The following is a 17,286-nucleotide window of genomic DNA, read 5'->3' as shown; positions in this document are numbered from 1 at the left end:
CCCTTTCCCCTTCCGTTCGCTCCAACGCACGCTAAGTCAGGCGAAATGTCCGAAGCACTGATCAAGATCTGCGGCGTCACATCCGCCGAAGCCATCGCCGCCGCCGCCGAGAATGGCGCGAGCCATGTCGGTTTCGTCTATTTCGAGGACAGCCCGCGTTACGTGGCGCCGCGCGATTCGATGAAGCTCGCAAAGGCCGTGCCGGACGGCGTGAAGCGCGTCGGCGTCTTCGTCGATCCCGACGATGCGCTGCTCGAGCGTGCGGTCATGGGCGGACGGCTCGACGTGATCCAGCTCCACGGCAGCGAGAAGCCCGAGCGCGTCAAGGAATTGAAGGCGCGGCACCAGGTGCGAATCTGGAAGGCGGTACCCGTCTCTGCCGCCTCGGACCTCGAAAATGCGAAACGCTATGCCGGGATCGCCGACCGGCTCATTTACGACGCGCGCACGCCCAAGGCCTCGCGTCTTCCCGGCGGCATGGGCATCGCCTTCGACTGGAGCCTGCTCGACCGCTACAACCACAAGGCCGAGTGGGGCCTGTCCGGCGGCCTCAGCGCCGAAAATATCGGCGAGGCGATCAGGACGACGGGCGCCCCGCTGGTCGATGTATCCTCAGGCGTGGAAAGCGAGCCGGGTGTCAAGGATCCCGACAAGATCGCGGCCTTTTGCGCGGCGGTGAAGCGCGCGGTATGAACACGCCCAACTCCTATCGCAACCAGCCTGATGAGCGCGGGCATTTCGGCGATTTCGGCGGCCGTTACGTCGCCGAGACGCTGATGCCGCTGATCCTCGCGCTGGAGAAGGAATATCGCGCGGCAGAGGTCGATCCCGATTTCAAGGCGGAGTTCGACGACCTGCTCGAACATTATGTCGGCCGCCCCTCGCCGCTCTATTATGCCGAGCGGCTGACCGAGCTGCTGCGCCGCGATGCGCCCGAGGGAAAAGGCGCGCAGATCTGGTTCAAGCGCGACGAGCTCAACCATACGGGCGCGCACAAGATCAACAATTGCATCGGCCAGATCCTGCTCGCCATCCGCATGGGCAAGACACGGATCATCGCCGAAACCGGCGCGGGCCAGCACGGTGTCGCGACGGCAACCGTAGCGGCGCGCTTCGGCCTGCCCTGCGTGATCTATATGGGCGCCAAGGATGTCGAGCGGCAGAAGCCGAACGTCTTCCGCATGAAGCTGCTCGGCGCCGAGGTTGTGCCCGTCACGAGCGGCGCAAACACGCTCAAGGACGCGATGAACGAGGCACTGCGCGACTGGGTCGCCAATGTCGAGGACACCTTCTACATCATCGGAACGGCGGCAGGCCCGCACCCCTATCCCGAACTCGTCCGCGATTTTCAGAGCGTGATCGGCACCGAAGCGCGCGCGCAGATGATGGCGCGGACCGGGCGGCTACCCGACGTGCTCGTCGCCGCGATCGGCGGCGGATCGAACGCCATCGGGCTGTTCCACCCGTTCCTCGACGACAAGATCGTCGAAATGATCGGCGTCGAGGCGGCAGGCGAAGGGCTGGAGAAGCGCCACGCCGCCAGCCTTGCCGGCGGATCGCCGGGCGTGCTTCACGGCAACAAGACCTATCTCTTGCAGGACGAGGACGGCCAGATCGCCGAGGCGCATTCGATCAGCGCGGGCCTCGATTATCCCGGCATCGGACCCGAACATGCCTGGCTCAAGGATATCGGCCGCGTCGATTATCGCAGCGTCACCGACGACGCCGCGCTCGACGCCTTCCAGCTGCTGTGCAAGGCCGAAGGCATCATCCCCGCGCTCGAACCGAGCCATGCGCTCGCCGTCACCGTCGCCGAAGCGATGGAGCGCGGGCGCGATGAGATCATACTGATGAATCTGTGCGGCCGGGGAGACAAGGACATCTTCACCGTGGCGGATGCGCTGGGAGTAGAGATGTGAAGCGCAAGCAGTTCGGCGAGCTTTTCACACGTGCGATTTCAAACGCAATAACGGCCGCTGGCCTAGACGAATCGCTCTTTGCAGACGAGGTCGAACTGCACCTTGAAGGCCGACATAATCTCGATGTTCAAACTGCAATTTCGCGCCTATTCTTGGCTGACGACAGGTTCTTCAAAATTATCGACGTCAGTGTTCATCCACGACGGAGCAACCAGATTTTCGTCGGAGTGAGTGGTCATGAACCCGGTCCCTGGAGCGAGACGTATGCACCAGATGAATTGGGTCCCTATAAGGTAATGGCCGTCGCATGAATCGCTTCGCTGCCACCTTTTCCCCCGATCACCCCGCCCTCGTCGCCTTCATCACAGCAGGCGATGGCGACACGGCGGCGAATCTCGATGCGCTGGTCGAGGGCGGCGCGGATGTGATCGAACTCGGCATGCCCTTCACTGATCCGATGGCGGACGGACCCTCGATCCAGGAGGCCAATCTTCGCGCGCTCGGCAAGGGCACGACGACGGCGGATATCTTCGCCATCGCCAAGGCGTTTCGCGAGCGCCACCCCGACGTCCCGCTCGTCCTGATGGGCTATGCCAATCCGATGGTGCGGCGCGGGGCGAACTGGTTTGCCGGGCAATGCGCTGAAGCGGGCGTCGACGGCGTGATCTGCGTCGATATTCCGGCCGAAGAGGATGAGGCGCTCGGCCCGGCATTGCGCGAGGCGGGCGTCGCCGTCATCCGCCTCGCCACGCCGACGACCGATGCGGCGCGACTCCCCGCCGTGCTCGAGGGTGCGGGCGGTTTCCTCTATTATGTCTCGGTCGCCGGGATCACGGGCAAGCAACAGGGGGCGCAGGACAGCATCGAGGCGGCGGTGAAACGGCTCAAGGCCACAACCGGCCTTCCCGTCGCCGTCGGCTTCGGCGTGCGCACGCCCGAACAGGCCGCCGCCATCGCCCGCGTCGCCGACGGCGTCGTTGTCGGTTCCGCCATTGTCGAGATCGTAGGCGAGCACGGCAACGACGCCCCCGATCATGTGCGCGACTATGTCGCCTCGCTTTCAGCCGCTATAGGGGCGGCACGAAAGGATATGTGATGAGTTGGTTCAACAAGGTCCGCAACCGGATTCCCTTCATCTCGAAGCGGTCGACCGAGGACACGCTCTGGCACAAATGCAGTGATTGCCAGCAGATGGTCTACACCAAGGAATATGAGGCCAACCTGTCCGTCTGTCCCGAATGCGGGCATCACGGACGGATCGGCCCGGTAAAGCGTTTCCTCCACGTGTTCGACGAAGGGAGCTGGGAATTGCTCCCCGCGCCGACCGTAAAGGAAGACCCGCTCAAATTCCGCGACCAGAAGAAATATACCGACCGGCTCAAGGCGGCGCGCACCGAGACCGGCGAGAGCGACGCACTGGTCAACGCCAAGGGCACGATCCACGGCAATGACGCCGTTATTGGCGTCCAGGATTTCGCCTTTATGGGCGGATCGATGGGGCTTGCCGTCGGCGAAGCGTTCGTGCGCGGAGCGCGCGCGGCGATCGCCAACAATTGCCCTCATATCGTGTTCACCGCGAGCGGGGGCGCGCGGATGCAGGAAGGCGCGCTTTCGCTGATGCAGATGCCGAAGATGACGGTCGCGGTGCAGGAGCTGCACGAAGCCGGGCTGCCCTATATCGTCGTGCTGACCGACCCGACGTCGGGCGGCGTGATGGCAAGCTACGCCATGCTCGGCGACATCCAGATCGCCGAGCCCAAGGCCCTGCTCGCCTTTACCGGCCGGCGCGTGATCGAAAACACGATCCGCGAGAAGCTGCCCGACAATTTCCAGACGGCGGAATATCTGCTCGACCATGGCACGATCGACATGATCGCCGCGCGCGCGGACCTGCGCGATACGCTGGGGCGCGTGATCGGTTATCTGCTGCCGAAGAAGGAAGCCGCCTGATTGGCTGACGGGGCCCGTTCGGACGACCCGGCCGTCCAGAAACAGCTGGACCGGCTGGCGCAGCGTTCCCCGGGCGCCGACATATTGGGGCTCGAGCGCATCGCGGAACTGTGCGCGCGGCTCGGCCATCCCGAACGATCACTACCGCCCGTCTTCCATGTCGCGGGGACGAACGGAAAAGGATCGGTCTGCGCCTTTCTGCGCGCGGCCATCGAGGCGGCGGGGCTGAAGGCGCATGTCTATACGAGCCCGCATCTCGTCCGCTTCAACGAACGGATCCGCGTCGCCGGACAATTGATCGACGATACCGAGCTGGCCGCGTTGCTCAAGGAAGTGCTCGACGTTTCGGACGATCTTTCCGCCAGCTTTTTCGAGGTCACGACGGCTGCGGCGTTCCTCGCATTCTCACGCAATGCGGCCGATGCCACGATCCTTGAGGTCGGCCTCGGCGGACGGCTGGATGCGACCAATGTCGTGCCGCGCCCGGCCATTTGCGGTATCGCCAGCCTCGGCGTCGATCACGAAGCGTTCCTCTCCGCCGATATCAACCGGATCGCCTCCGAAAAGGCCGGTATCGCCAAGCCGGGTGTCGAGATCGTCACGCAGCGTTACGGCGAGGAAGTGACCGAAGCGATTGCCCGCACCGTCAAGCAGCGCGGTGCCGAGGCGATCGTACGCGGCACCGACTGGGACGGCACCACCTATGACGGGCAACTCCACTATCGCGACCATGAGGGCAAGCTGCGGCTCCCCCTTCCCCGCCTGCCCGGCCCGCACCAGATCGACAATGCACTCCTCGCTATCGCCATGCTGCGGTATCAGCAGAAACTGGCGCTGCCCGAAAGCGCACTGCGCGCCGCGATGGAATGGGCGGAATGGCCGGCGCGGCTGCAACGGCTCCAGCCGGGGCCGCTGCGCGACCTGCTGCCCGCCGATGCGGAGCTTATCCTCGACGGCGGCCACAATCCGCTCGCCGGCGAAGCCATCGCCGCGGCCCTTCCCGCCGGCGAGCGAATCTATCTCGTCATGGGCCTGCTCGCCAACAAGGATCCCGAGGGACTGCTCGGCCCTCTCGCCCCGCATATCCGTTCGGCGCGCTTTGTTGACGTTCCCAACCACCAGTCGCATGATCCCGAAACCATGGCGCAATTGGCCCGGAATATGGGGTTCACTGCCTCGACCGCCGATTGCGTCGAACAGGCGCTGTCGGACATCGCCGCCAACGGAAAGCCCGGCAAAATCAGCGTGCTGATCGCCGGTTCGCTTTATCTGGCAGGCGAAGTGTTGCGCGCGAACGAACAACCGCCAAACTAATTATTGCGAACGCCTCGCAATAGCGTTAATCATGGCTCCGTCATTCAAGGAGCCTGTCATGACCGATCCGACCAGCCAGACGTTGTTGCCCCATCCGCTGCCGAATTGCGCGGATAGCCGAACTCTCCTCATCGCGATGCGCCGTATGGCCATTCATGGTTTGCGCGACGCGGTGGCGGCGAACCTGCTGCTCGGCCAGTTCGGGCTCGGCGCGCAGAAAGTCGGCACGCTGCTGCGGGCGATGCTGACCGATATCGCCCTCGCCGCCCAAGGGAATGTCGTGATCGCACCCTGCTGCGTCCCGCGCATGACGCCGCACGAGCGGTTGATGCTGCTCGCCATCGCAGATTCCGATCGATCCGCCGAACCGCTGCTCGAACTGACGAGCAGCGCGGATTGCCTGCGTCCCGTTGTCGCGACCCGCACGCTGGCAGATGCGCTGGCGGCGATGGGACGGCCTGTACGGCTCTAGGGCGCTGCCGCTTCCCTGTCCTCTTCGGCCGGGGGCTCGCTTGCCACCTCGCCCGCCGATCCGATCGACCGGTCTACCAGGCCGCTCCGCATCATCCACCAGAACAGGAAAACGCCCGGAAAGGCGAGCAGCGTCGTCAGCAGGTAGAAATTCACATAGCCCATATCTTCGATCAGCGTCCCCGCCGTCGTGCCCGTCAGGAAACGCCCGAGGATGCTCGCCGCGGCGGAGAGCAAAGCGAAATGGGTCGCCGTGAATTTAAGATTACACAGCGCCGAGAGATAGGCGACGACACAGACACCGCCGATGCCGCTGGCGAAATTTTCGAACCCGATCGCGGCGGCCATGCCCCAATTGCTATGACCGACCGCGGCAAGCCCGGCGAAGCTGAAATTGGAAACGGCCATCAGAACCAGGCTCAAAAGCACGGAGTTCTTCATGCCCATCCGCGCATAGAGCACACCACCGACGAACACACCGGCGAGCAGCGCCCAGAAGCCGAGACCGACATCGTAGATCGCAATCTCGTCATTGGTGTAGCCGAGATCCTCGAACAACAGGCGGAAGGTGAGATTGGCGAGCGTGTCCCCGATCTTGTGCAGCAGCACGAAGATCAGAACGATCATTGCTCCTTCGCGGCTGAAGAATTCGACCAGCGGGCCGACGACTTTCGATTCGGTCGTCCCGGCGGTTCGTGTCGGGGTGATGCAAAGCCATGCGGTCAGTGCCGCGCCGATGGCGAGAAGCGGATAGATCAGAACAGCAGCCCCGCCGAGCCAGCCGGTTACCGCCCCCCAGCCGGCGATCAGCACCGCCAATAGCGCAACGAGCGAAGGCAGCAGCGCCCAGTTGATATGGCCCGACCAGCCGATATCGCGCGCACGCCGCGCGGTCAGATCGAAGAACGGAAAGACATAGCCGACGATGACCATGAGGCTCAGTATTTCGACTTCGAGCCACCGGTCGAGCAGGACCGCCAGCCCATAGGCGACCGGGAAGCTGAGAATGAAGATGGCGTAGGGCGTGCGCGTCATGAAACGCGGCCATTCGCGCGTCACCTTACGCGTCGGCTCGCCCATCACGAGCCCCGTCAACACGGCAGGCAGCGCCAGCGATGCACAAGCGATATAGGCCCAGCCCCAGCCGTATCGCGCGGCCACGACCAGCGCCAGGGCCCCCGCCACCGCCGCGCCGATCCGCCAGCCATATTGGCTCATCCCCGAGCCGATGCCGAGTTCATGCGGTTCGAGCAATTCGATCCGGTATCCGTCGATGACGATATCGAACGTCGCGCCCATCATCCCGACGAGGATCGCCGCGAGCGCCACATATTCGAGCGAACTATCGGGATCGATATTGCCGAGCAACGTCACCGCGCCCATCACGGCGAGGCCGATGACGATCAGCCAGGATCGCCGCTGGCCGATCCGCCCGAGAATCGGGATCTTCACCTTGTCGATGATCGGCGCCCAGGCCCATTTGAGATTGTAGGAAAGAAAGGTCAGCGCAAAGGCCGTGACGGCGGATTTGTCGATGCCGTTCTGCGCCAGCCGCGTCGTGAGCGTCGCGCCGATCATCGCGAAGGGGAAGCCTGAGGAAATGCCGAGGAACAGCGCGGCGAGCGGCGCTGGCATCGTGTAGGGCCGAAGGCCGGCGGGCAACACGTCGCGCCACGTCCCCGTCTTCAACGCATCGGTGTCGCCTTCCGCCATGTATCGCTCCCCTGCACTACGCAACGTGGCTGGTTAAGCGGAATAGAGCGGCTTGGATAGACCGGCTATGAACAGGCGCGCTATGGCGGCGTTATGACAAACACATCGAAACATGGCGGCGCCCGCAAATCTCAACGCGAGCCGCAGCGGATCGCCAAATTGCTTGCCCGCGCCGGCGTCGCGTCGCGCCGCGAGGTGGAGCGGATGATCGAGGCGGGGCGCGTCGCGATTGACGGCAAGGTGCTCGAAACGCCGGCTACGCTCGTGCCGACGCTGCACGGCGTGACGGTGGACGGTGAGCCGGTGAAGCAGCCGGTGCCGGCGAAGCTCTACCGCTTCCACAAGCCATCGGGCCTGCTGACGACCGAGCGCGATCCGAAGGGGCGGCCAACCATCTATGACCGCCTGCCCAAGGGCCTGCCGCGGCTGATGCCCGTCGGGCGGCTCGACATGAACACCGAGGGCCTGCTGTTGCTGACCAATGACGGAGGGCTGAAACGCCAGCTCGAATTGCCGAAGAACGGCGTCGAACGCGTCTATCGCGCGCGTGCTTTCGGCGAGGTCAGCCAGGACCAGCTCGAGGAGCTGATCGAGGGCGTCACCGTCGAAGGCGTCCGCTACGGTTCGATCGATGCCAACCTCGAACGCCGGACCGGACGCAACCAGTGGATCGAGATGAAGCTGACCGAAGGCAAGAACCGTGAAGTCCGCCGCGTGCTCGAACATCTGGGGCTCAAGGTAAACCGGCTGATCCGCACGGCCTATGGTCCCTTCGGACTCGGCGATCTGGAGACAGGCGCGGTGGACGAGGTGCGGCAGCACGATCTCGTGGCGTTCCGCAAAACGCTGAAATGAGGATCATCGCCGGCGAATGGCGGGGGCGGCGGCTGCGCGCGCCCGAGGGCCGCAATACGCGCCCCACCGCCGACCGCGTGCGCGAAACGCTGTTCGCGATGCTGGCGAGCCGGCTCGGCAGCTTCGAGGGGCTGCGAGTCGCCGATCTGTTCGCCGGAAGCGGCGCGCTCGGCCTCGAAGCCTTGTCGCGCGGCGCGGCGCATTGCACCTTTGTCGAGAATGACCGCGATAGCCTCGCGGCGCTCAAGGCCAATATCGCGACCTTCGACGCCCCGGCGACGGTCAGACCGCAGTCGGCCGTCGCGCTAGCACCGGCGCCCTCGCCGTTCGACCTGGTCCTGATGGACCCGCCCTATGGCAAGGGACTTGCCGATCAGGCGCTTGCCGTGTTGCGCGACCGGGATTGGCTCGCGCCGTCGAGCTGGATCGCCGTCGAGACAGCGCGTGGCGAGCCGCTCGATGCCGTCGGCTTCGCCACCGACGCCGTCCGGCCGGTCGGTAAGGCGCAGATCAGCTTGCTTCGGCCCGAATGAGCAAAGCTGTGGCTATGGTCACAGCGGCGAATCGGCACGGCGCGTAGAACGATCTCCGGGAGCAGACCAAGGTTGGCCCGCTCCAGGAGAAGAACGATGAGTTACCGACAGGATCTATTGCTGGACAACGAAGCGATCGCGCGAATGCTCGCCGCGACGGCCGGTGTCGAGTGGACCGAGCTCCGCGATTATCCGGGCTATGGCAAGAATTACTGGCGCGAACAGGCGCGCAGGCTCTTCGCCCGCGGAATCCCGGCGCGCTTCGCCGCCTAGCGCTGCGACTTGATCACAGACCGGCGGAGCGGCGCTTGCCCCGCCCCTTCGCGTTCCCTAACTGTTCACGGGTGACCCAGCCCGCTTCCCAATCCGCCGACACTGCCCCGGAACCGCCCTATCTGCGCTCGCTCAACGCGCCGCAGAAGGAGGCCGTGCTGGCGACCGAGGGCCCGCTGCTCGTTCTGGCCGGCGCCGGGACGGGCAAGACGGCGTGCCTCACCGCGCGGCTCGCGCACCTGATCTGGTCGGGCAAGGCCTGGCCGTCGCAGATCCTCGCCGTCACTTTCACCAACAAGGCCGCGCGCGAGATGAAGGAGCGCGTCGCCCGCGCGCTCGACCAGGATATCGAAGGGATGCCGTGGCTTGGCACCTTTCACGCGATCGGCGCGAAAATGCTGCGGCGGCATGCCGAGCTCGCCGGGCTGCAATCGAATTTCACGATCCTCGACACCGACGACCAATTGCGGCTGCTGAAGCAGCTGATCCAGGCCTCGGAAATCGATGAGAAACGCTGGCCCGCGCGGCAGCTCGCCGGGCTGATCGACCGCTGGAAGAATACCGGCTGGATGCCCGCCGATGTGACCGCGGACGAGAGCGAGCATTATGCCAATGGCAAGGGCCAGCAGCTCTACGCCGCGTACCAAGAGCGTCTGAAGTCGCTCAACGCCTGCGATTTCGGAGATCTGCTGCTGCACCCGCTGGTGATCCTCAAATCGCATCGCGACGTGCTTGAGGATTATCAGCGTCGCTTCCGCTACATCCTCGTCGACGAATATCAGGACACGAACAGCGCGCAGTATCTCTGGCTGCGGCTGCTGGCGCAGAGCCACAAGAATATCTGCGTCGTCGGCGACGACGACCAGTCGATCTATAGCTGGCGCGGGGCCGAGGTCGCCAATATCCTCAAATTCGAGAAGGATTTTCCGGGCGCCAAGATTGTCCGGCTCGAGCAGAATTACCGCTCGACCCAGCATATCCTGTCGGCGGCGGGCGGTGTGATCGGGCAGAATGCCGGGCGGCTTGGCAAAGAGCTGTGGACCGAGGCTGGCGATGGCGAGAAGATCAAGGTCATTGGCGTGTGGGACGGCCCCGAAGAGGCGCGGCGGATCGGCGAGGAGATCGAGGCGCACCAGGCGCGGGGCGGCTCGTTGGATGACGTCGCGATCCTCGTGCGCGCGCAGTTCCAGACGCGCGAGTTCGAGGACCGGTTCATCCAGATCGGCCTGCCCTATCGCATCGTCGGCGGCTTCCGTTTCTACGAGCGCGCCGAAATCCGCGATGCGCTCGCCTATCTGCGGGTTGTGATGCAACCGGCCGACGACCTCGCCTTCGAACGCATCGTCAACGTTCCCAAGCGCGGGCTGGGCGACAAGGCGGTCGGCACGATCCACAGCTTTGCGCGGGCCGAGGGCATTCCTTTGAGCCTCGCCGCCGCGCGCATCCTCGACACCGACGAGTTGACGCCGCAGGCGCGCAAATCGCTCGGCAATCTGGTCGGCGATTTCGCGCGCTGGCGCGACATGGCCAACAACCTGCCCCATCCCGAGCTGACGCGGCAGATCCTCGATGAATCGGGCTATACCGCGATGTGGCAGAACGACCGCTCGGCCGAGGCGGCGGGGCGGCTCGAAAACCTGACCGAGCTCGTGCGGGCGATGGAAGAATTCGAGACGCTGGAAAGCTTCCTCGAACATGTCAGCCTCGTCATGGACAACGACGCGGATGCGGAAAGCGAAAAGGTCACGATCATGACCATCCACGCCGCCAAGGGCCTGGAGTTCGACACGGTGTTCCTCGCCGGGTGGGAGGAAGGCGTTTTCCCCTCGCAGCGCTCACTCGATGAGGGCGGTGTGAAGAGCCTCGAGGAGGAACGTCGCCTCGCCTATGTCGCGATCACGCGCGCACGGCGGCTCTGCCACATCATGCACGCGGCGAACCGGCGCATCTACGGCCAGTGGACGAGCTCCATCCCCTCGCGCTTCATCGAGGAACTGCCCGAGGATCATGTCGATACCGAAACGACGATGACCGGCGGCGCGAGCCTGTGGCGCGCCAACTGGTCCGAACGCGACGATCCCTTCGCCAATGTCGGCCGCGCGAAAAGCCGCGGCCCCGGCTGGCAACGCGCGACCGCCGCCGGCACGCTGCCGCAGAACCGCAAAGTGATGGAGGCGAAAGGCAGCGCCGCAAGCTTCGCCGCCAAGCCGCGCAGCGACGTCAGCGTCGGCCAGCGCGTCTTCCACCAGAAATTCGGCTATGGCGAGGTGAAGGAGATCGAGGGCAACAAGCTCGAGATCGATTTCGAAAAGGCCGGGTCGAAGCGGGTGCTCGACAGTTTTGTGGAGGTGGCATGACCGGGTCGGCTCAGCATATTGCCGGACATTCGGTTTATATCCTCGACTCTGACGGTTCGGCGATTGGGTCCGAACGCGATGCCACAGACCTCATCTCTGAGGCCGCCGGCACCGATGCGCAAATGATCGCCATTCCAACGGCACGGCTTGATCCCGGCTTTCTCGATCTATCAACGCGCATGGCGGGATTGTTTGTCGAGAAGCTGCAGACCTATGGATGGCGCCTCGCGTTCCTTGGCGACATATCGGATCACCTCAACCGAAGCGGTGCGCTCACCGATTGGGTCCGAGAGGTTAACAAGGGCCGCTCGCCCTGGTTCGTCGCAGACCGCAGCGAATTGTCCGCGAAACTGGAAGCCGAAGGCTAGAGGCACCCCTCGACATATTGGATGCTCGGGCCACCAGCGTGGATGATCTCGACATTGCCGTCCATGCCGATTTCGTAGCGGATGCCGCGGGCGTCGGGATTGTCGGTATAGGGTTCGTCGGTCTCGCCCGTCATCCAGACGGTCAGATATTCGCCGGGCGGGTCGACATAGGTGTGGGGCATCTGGCGGATGCGGTCGCCATAGGCTGCGCGGACGGCCGATGCGGCATCGCCGACCGACAGCCCTTCGGACGTCTCGACCGGCGATCCTTCGCCGAGCGAAATGCTGGTCAGCACGCCCTGCTCGATCATCACGATCATGCCTTCGGGCGCGTTTTCGGGATGGAACTGGTCGCACATTTCGGGTTCGGGCCCGCCAATGGCATCGGGGTCGTCGTCGGGGCCCATAGCAGCGTTGACCTCCTCGAGCGTCATTCCGATGCGCAGCGGACCATAACCTTCGGCGGTCAGTACCGGCTCGGCGCTTGCGGCCTCACCGCTCTCGGCAGGTGCCTCGGCGGTGGCCTCTTCTGCCGCTGCGGTGTCGCTTCCGCCTTCCTGTGTGCAAGCCGCCAGTGCCGTCGCCGCAATAAGCGGCACCATCCATTTCGCCATCGTTGAACCTCCCAAATGAGCCCCGGTGATAATGCCCGCCGCCTGAACGACAGGCAACGAGCGATTCGGAGCCGAAAGCAGCGCTTTGCCGCCGCCAAGCGCCTTTGGCTTGCGCATCGCCCGGCGGCGCTTCATTCCACCCCGGATGGCCGATCATCCCCACCCTTTTCGGATCGCCAATTTCCGCGCCTATTGGGTGTCGCGGCTGGCGATGACGCTCGGCCAATATGCGATGATGCTCATCATCGGCTGGCAGACCTACAATATTGCGCGAGACGGCGGGATGGGCGTTGCCGCGGCGTCGGGACAGCTGGCGATCATCGGACTGTTGCAGTTCGTGCCGCTGTTCCTGCTGACGCCCTTTTCAGGGTTGGCGGCAGACAGGCTCAATCGGCGCAATGTTGCGCGGCTGACGGTGGCGCTGCAGGCATTGTGTGCGCTCGTTCTCGGCTATGTGACGTGGCAGGGCACAATGAGCCTGCCGGTGCTGTTCGGCGTCGCCGTCGCGCTTGGCTTGGCGCGCGCCTTTGCCGGGCCGGCGCTCTCCGCACTCGCACCCAACCTCGTGCCCAAGCCGGTGCTGCCCAACGCCATCGCGCTCTCCTCGATCGCCTGGCAGGCGGGGATGATCGTCGGCCCGGCGATCGGCGGCTATCTCTATGTCGTCGCCCCTGCTTTGCCCTATGCCGCAACAGCCGGACTGCTCGGCATATCGCTGATCGCGCTCAGCCTGATCGGCCATGTCCCCCGCACGCCGATCGCCGGGGCGGAACGCCCGATAGGGCAGGTTGTCGATGGCCTGCGCTATGTCGTCAGGAACAAGATGGTGCTGGGCTCGATCACGCTCGATCTGTTCGCCGTGTTCCTCGCCGGGGCGACCGCGCTCTTCCCCGTCTATGCGCGCGATGTCCTGCATGTCGGCGCAACGGGGCTCAGCCAGCTTGCCGCCGCACCCGCGGTAGGTGCGGCGCTGACGGCGCTGTGGTTCTCGTTCAGGCCGCTCAAGTACAATGTCGGCCCGCTGATGCTGATCGCCGTCGCGGTGTTCGGGATCGCGACGATCGTCTTCGGATTCTCGACATGGATGCCGCTGTCGCTCGCCGCGCTCGTTGTCGTGGGATCCGCCGACATGTTCAGCGTCTATATCCGCCAGTCGCTGATCCAGCTGCACACGCCAGACGACAAGCGCGGCCGCGTATCCTCGGTCTCGCTGCTGACAATATCCGCATCGAACGAGTTCGGCGATTTCTTTTCCGGTACGCTCGCTTTCCTCATCGGGCCGGTCGCAGCGGTCGTATCGGGAGGCGCGGGCGCAATCGCGACGGTTCTGCTATGGGCGAAATGGTTTCCGGTGCTGCGACACACGCGGACCTTCGACCCGCCCGAAACGTTGGATGAAGAAATGCCCGAACAAACTTTGCAGGAGAAGCTGACATGAGAGCCGAGACGATCCTCGAAACCGTAGGAAACACGCCGCATATCCGGATGCAGCGACTGTTCGGCGACGCCGAAGTGTGGATCAAGTCGGAACGCGCCAATCCGGGCGGATCGATCAAGGATCGGATCGCGCTGTCGATGGTCGAGGACGCGGAACAGTCCGGCGCTCTCAAGCCCGGCGGCAAGATCATCGAGCCGACATCAGGCAATACCGGCATCGGCCTCGCCATGGTCGCGGCGGTGAAAGGCTATGAACTGATCCTCGTCATGCCCGAAAGCATGTCGGTCGAGCGGCGGCGGCTGATGCTGTCCTATGGCGCCAAGTTCGATCTGACGCCCAAGGAAGGCGGCATGAAGGGCGCGATCGAGCGCGCGCAGGAACTCGTCGCACAGGACGACAATGCCTGGATGCCGCAGCAATTTGAGAACCCGGCAAATGTGAAAGTCCATCGCGAGACGACGGCGAAGGAGATCTTCCGCGATTTCAAGGACGATCCCATCGACATCATCGTCACCGGCGTCGGCACGGGCGGCCACATCACCGGCACCGCCGAGGTGCTGAAACGCCGCTGGCCCGGCTTGCAGGTCTTCGCGGTCGAACCCGTCGGATCGCCCGTCATTTCGGGCGGACAGCCCGGCCCGCACCCGATCCAGGGCATCGGCGCCGGCTTCATCCCCGAAAACCTCCACACCCAGGCGATTGACGGCGCGATCCAAGTCGACCCGGAGGAGGCCAAGGAGATGGCCCGCCGCGCGGCGAAGGAGGAAGGCATGCTCGTCGGCATCAGCTCGGGCGCGACGCTGCAGGCAATCAAGCAAAAGATCGCCGAGGTCGGCGACGGCAAGCGTATCCTGGGCTTCAACTACGACACCGGCGAGCGCTACCTCTCGGTGCCGGACTTCCTGCCGACGGAATAGCGCGGCGGCACCCAAAGCATGTGCGTGCTCGCCTTCGCATGGGATACGCATCCACGCTGGAAGCTGGCCCTGATCGGCAACCGGGACGAGCTGCACGCGCGTGCCGCGGCACCGCTGGCGCGGTGGGAAGACCGGCCGGGTGTCATCGCGGGGCGTGACCTCGAATCGGGCGGCAGCTGGCTCGGCGTATCCGGCCATGGCCGGCTCGCCGTCGTCACCAACCGCCGCAATCCGGCAGGCCCCGCATCCGACAAGGCGTCGCGCGGCGCGCTGGTGGCGGACTGGCTGGCGGGCGACGGGCGCTATGAGCGGCCTGCTCTGGAAGATCTCGACGACTTCAACCCGTTCAGCCTGATCGTCGCGACGCCGGAGGAGGCGCGCTTTCTGAGCAACCGGCCCAAAGCGGAGCAACGGACATTGTCCCCCGGTCTCTACGGCCTCTCCAACGGTGTGCTCGATGAAGGCTGGCCGAAGACGAAGCGGATCAAGGCGTTGCTCGAACAGTGGCTGAACACCGGTGACGCGGAGCCGCAGCCGCTCCTCGACGCCGTGCGCGCCGAGGATGCCCCGCAAGTGCCGCCCGAACGCGCCATCGAAAGCCCGATCTTCATCCTCAACCCCAACTATGGGACGCGGTGCAGCACCGTCGTGCTCGTGGATCGGGACGGCGAAGGACGGATCGTCGAGCGGCGGTACGACGCGCAGGGCGATGCAACTGGCGAAACGACGCTTGCCTTTTCCTGGCGAGGCGCGGCCTAGGGCCTCTCGCCGTCTTCCTGCATCGCCGGGGGCAGGATGTCTTCCGGTTCCTCGCCGCTGTCGCGCGGCGGACGTGCGGGACGATTCGGCGTGTCGAAGCCGGGTTCGGGAAGCAGGTCTTCCGGCTTTTCGCCAGAGCCCTCCTCGTCCTCGAACTCGTCGAAGCCATCGAAATCCGGCTCGTCGCGCCGGCCGGCGAGATCGGCGCCGGCCAGCCGGTCGATCAGCCCGTCCGCGCCGGACATGCGCGCGGCGCGCCCCTGCCCGTTGATACCCGGCTCGGCGACATAGGTGAGATTGGCGGTCAGGCGGCGATTATAGTTGAATGCCGGTTCGGTGCCGCGCGGCAGTTCGAGGATCAGGCGTCCCTCGCACTCGGCACGCTCGAGGCCGTCGTCATAGTCGATCAGCCGCGGCTCGTCGATCCGTGCGATCGTGCCGGTTTCGAGCCGGCTGATCGCGGCCGCGTCGCCATCGGTGGTCGCGCGGGCGCGCTCGAAAATCCTCCGCCGGATATCGTCGACCGTGGTCTGCAGTGAGCAAAGCCGTTCGCCCGGCGTCATGTCGGCAAGATCGGTATCGCTGTCCTCGCTGTCGGCCGCCGGTGCATCGCCCGCGATATCGCCGAGCCCCATCTGCATCGAAGCGACATAGGCGATGCCGGCAACGAGGATGATGCCCAACAAGCCGAAAATGATCTGGGTTCTACGCGACATGGCCCCGATTTACGGTTTGCGGCCCGCCGCGTCCAGCATCACGCCGCGACGAACATCTCCGGCTCCAGCGCCATCAGGCTGTCCGATCCACCCTCGATCTTGGCGCGCAGGCCCGCCGCATCGGGCATGATCTTCGCCGCATAAAAGCGCGCGGTGACGAGCTTGGCTTCGTGGAACGCCTTGTCGCCGTTGCCATCGGCAATCGCCTTGGCGCTGGCCTTGGCCATGCGCAACCACATCAGGCCCAGCGTTACGATGCCCATCAGTTCCATGTAATTATAGGCGGCGGCACCGGCATTGTTGAGATTGGCAAAGGCGTTCTGCATCAGCCACATCGTCGCGCCGCGCAGTTCGCCATTGGCTTTTTCGAGCGCGCTCTCGACGGCATTGACCGCCTCGTTCTCGTGCACTTCGGAGACTTCCTCGGCGACCATCGCAAGAAACGCCTGGATCGCGCGGCCACCGTCCTTGGCGAGCTTGCGACCGACAAGGTCCATCGCCTGCACGCCGTTGGTGCCTTCGTAAATCATCGCGATCCGGGCATCGCGGACATACTGCTCCATACCCCATTCGCGGATATAGCCATGCCCGCCATAGACCTGCTGCGACTGGGTCGCGATGCGATAGCCGAGATCGGTGACATAGCCCTTGATAACCGGTGTCAGCAGCGAGATGAGATCGTCGGCTTCCTGCCGCTCCTCCTCGGTCTGCGCCTTGTGCGACAGATCAACCTGCAGTCCGCCCCAGATACAGAGCGCGCGGCTCGCCTCGAGGAACGCCTTGGCCTCCATCAGCATGCGGCGGACATCGGGATGGACGAACAGCGTATCGGCCTTTTCTTCCGGGTCGGCTGGGCCGGTGAGCGCCCTGCCCTGCCGCCGGTCCTGCGCATATTGCACCGCGTTCTGGAAGGCCACTTCGCCGACGCCAAGTCCCTGCAGACCCACGCCGAGGCGCGCCGCGTTCATCATTATGAACATGGCGGCCAGGCCCTTATTTTCCTCGCCGACCATCCATCCCGTAGCGCCGTCATAATTCATGACGCAGGTCGAGTTGCCGTGAATGCCCATCTTCTCTTCGATCGAGCCG

The 17,286-nt window shown here is 64.7% G+C and carries 19 protein-coding genes; 15 read left to right on the top strand and 4 right to left on the bottom strand.

From position 1 onward, the window contains the following. The first annotated feature begins 45 nt into the window (after nt 1-45). From Q0139_RS06185 to Q0139_RS06155, 7 genes are read left to right on the top strand one after another with little or no spacing between them, the layout of a single operon-like run. Entirely contained in the window at nt 46-693 is a 648-nt protein-coding gene (locus Q0139_RS06185; protein WP_298019062.1) for a phosphoribosylanthranilate isomerase, read from the top strand. Next, nucleotides 690-1,919 (top strand): tryptophan synthase subunit beta, encoded by a 1,230-nt coding sequence (gene trpB, locus Q0139_RS06180; protein WP_298019059.1) that lies wholly within the window; start codon nt 690-692, stop codon nt 1,917-1,919. The genes Q0139_RS06185 and trpB overlap by 4 nt, the downstream gene beginning before the upstream one ends. Continuing rightward, the gene (locus tag Q0139_RS06175) at nt 1,916-2,230 is read left to right on the top strand and encodes a hypothetical protein (protein ID WP_298019056.1); all 315 of its coding nucleotides are present in this window, start codon (nt 1,916-1,918) and stop codon (nt 2,228-2,230) included. Before trpB ends, Q0139_RS06175 begins: the two co-directional genes overlap by 4 nt. Then, nucleotides 2,227-3,015 carry a tryptophan synthase subunit alpha gene (trpA, locus tag Q0139_RS06170; RefSeq protein ID WP_298019053.1) on the top strand — a complete coding sequence of 263 codons (789 nt, stop codon included), beginning with the start codon at nt 2,227-2,229 and terminating at the stop codon, nt 3,013-3,015. Before Q0139_RS06175 ends, trpA begins: the two co-directional genes overlap by 4 nt. Beyond that, the gene (accD, locus tag Q0139_RS06165) at nt 3,015-3,869 is read left to right on the top strand and encodes an acetyl-CoA carboxylase, carboxyltransferase subunit beta (RefSeq protein WP_298019050.1); all 855 of its coding nucleotides are present in this window, start codon (nt 3,015-3,017) and stop codon (nt 3,867-3,869) included. The genes trpA and accD overlap by 1 nt, the downstream gene beginning before the upstream one ends. Then, a complete protein-coding gene (locus tag Q0139_RS06160; protein WP_298019047.1) occupies nt 3,870-5,183 on the top strand; it encodes a folylpolyglutamate synthase/dihydrofolate synthase family protein in 1,314 nt (437 codons plus the stop codon). It begins immediately after the preceding gene. A gap of 58 nt (nt 5,184-5,241) precedes the next feature. Then, nucleotides 5,242-5,655, top strand: a complete 414-nt coding sequence (locus tag Q0139_RS06155; protein WP_298019044.1) for a DUF6628 family protein — start codon at nt 5,242-5,244, stop codon at nt 5,653-5,655. On the opposite strand, the gene Q0139_RS06150 is transcribed toward Q0139_RS06155, so the two are convergent. After that, nucleotides 5,652-7,367 carry an MFS transporter gene (locus Q0139_RS06150; RefSeq protein WP_298019042.1) on the bottom strand — a complete coding sequence of 572 codons (1,716 nt, stop codon included), beginning with the start codon at nt 7,365-7,367 and terminating at the stop codon, nt 5,652-5,654. The genes Q0139_RS06155 and Q0139_RS06150 overlap by 4 nt on opposite strands. A gap of 93 nt (nt 7,368-7,460) precedes the next feature. On the opposite strand from Q0139_RS06150, the gene Q0139_RS06145 reads away from it, so the two are divergent. From Q0139_RS06145 to Q0139_RS06125, 5 genes are all read left to right on the top strand, one after another. Beyond that, nucleotides 7,461-8,222, top strand: coding sequence for a pseudouridine synthase (locus Q0139_RS06145; protein ID WP_298019038.1), 762 nt, complete (start codon nt 7,461-7,463; stop codon nt 8,220-8,222). Further along, a complete protein-coding gene (rsmD, locus tag Q0139_RS06140) occupies nt 8,219-8,755 on the top strand; it encodes a 16S rRNA (guanine(966)-N(2))-methyltransferase RsmD (RefSeq protein WP_298019035.1) in 537 nt (178 codons plus the stop codon). The genes Q0139_RS06145 and rsmD overlap by 4 nt, the downstream gene beginning before the upstream one ends. A 96-nt stretch (nt 8,756-8,851) precedes the next feature. Next, nucleotides 8,852-9,028 (top strand): hypothetical protein, encoded by a 177-nt coding sequence (locus Q0139_RS06135; protein WP_298019032.1) that lies wholly within the window; start codon nt 8,852-8,854, stop codon nt 9,026-9,028. 71 nt (nt 9,029-9,099) lie between these two features. Beyond that, nucleotides 9,100-11,385 (top strand): ATP-dependent helicase, encoded by a 2,286-nt coding sequence (locus tag Q0139_RS06130; RefSeq protein WP_298019029.1) that lies wholly within the window; start codon nt 9,100-9,102, stop codon nt 11,383-11,385. Further along, nucleotides 11,382-11,753 carry a DUF4180 domain-containing protein gene (locus Q0139_RS06125; RefSeq protein WP_298019026.1) on the top strand — a complete coding sequence of 124 codons (372 nt, stop codon included), beginning with the start codon at nt 11,382-11,384 and terminating at the stop codon, nt 11,751-11,753. The genes Q0139_RS06130 and Q0139_RS06125 overlap by 4 nt, the downstream gene beginning before the upstream one ends. On the opposite strand, the gene Q0139_RS06120 is transcribed toward Q0139_RS06125, so the two are convergent. Further along, nucleotides 11,750-12,367, bottom strand: a complete 618-nt coding sequence (locus Q0139_RS06120) for a hypothetical protein (protein WP_298019024.1) — start codon at nt 12,365-12,367, stop codon at nt 11,750-11,752. The genes Q0139_RS06125 and Q0139_RS06120 overlap by 4 nt on opposite strands. 145 nt (nt 12,368-12,512) lie before the next feature. Here Q0139_RS06120 and Q0139_RS06115 point away from each other — a divergent pair, with 145 nt between their 5' ends. The 3 genes from Q0139_RS06115 to Q0139_RS06105 are packed head-to-tail and all read left to right on the top strand — an operon-like array spanning nt 12,513 to nt 15,481. Next, a complete protein-coding gene (locus Q0139_RS06115) occupies nt 12,513-13,805 on the top strand; it encodes an MFS transporter (RefSeq protein WP_298019021.1) in 1,293 nt (430 codons plus the stop codon). Further along, complete coding sequence (cysK, locus tag Q0139_RS06110; RefSeq protein ID WP_298019018.1) at nt 13,802-14,722, top strand: cysteine synthase A; 921 nt, start codon at nt 13,802-13,804, stop codon at nt 14,720-14,722. Before Q0139_RS06115 ends, cysK begins: the two co-directional genes overlap by 4 nt. Before the next feature lie 18 nt (nt 14,723-14,740). After that, on the top strand, nt 14,741-15,481 hold the full coding sequence (locus Q0139_RS06105) for an NRDE family protein (protein ID WP_298019015.1): 741 nt from the start codon (nt 14,741-14,743) through the stop codon (nt 15,479-15,481). On the opposite strand, the gene Q0139_RS06100 is transcribed toward Q0139_RS06105, so the two are convergent. Both Q0139_RS06100 and Q0139_RS06095 read right to left on the bottom strand, forming a co-directional pair. Further along, nucleotides 15,478-16,197 carry a hypothetical protein gene (locus Q0139_RS06100; protein ID WP_298019012.1) on the bottom strand — a complete coding sequence of 240 codons (720 nt, stop codon included), beginning with the start codon at nt 16,195-16,197 and terminating at the stop codon, nt 15,478-15,480. The genes Q0139_RS06105 and Q0139_RS06100 overlap by 4 nt on opposite strands. A gap of 38 nt (nt 16,198-16,235) precedes the next feature. Continuing rightward, a partial coding sequence (locus tag Q0139_RS06095; RefSeq protein WP_298019008.1) for an acyl-CoA dehydrogenase C-terminal domain-containing protein occupies nt 16,236-17,286 on the bottom strand: 1,051 nt, incomplete at its 5' end.

The organism is uncultured Parasphingopyxis sp. (assembly GCF_937129435.1).
Lineage (GTDB): Bacteria > Pseudomonadota > Alphaproteobacteria > Sphingomonadales > Sphingomonadaceae > Parasphingopyxis.
Note: the sequence above shows the minus strand (reverse complement) of the source record. Positions and strands in the feature narration are given on the sequence as shown.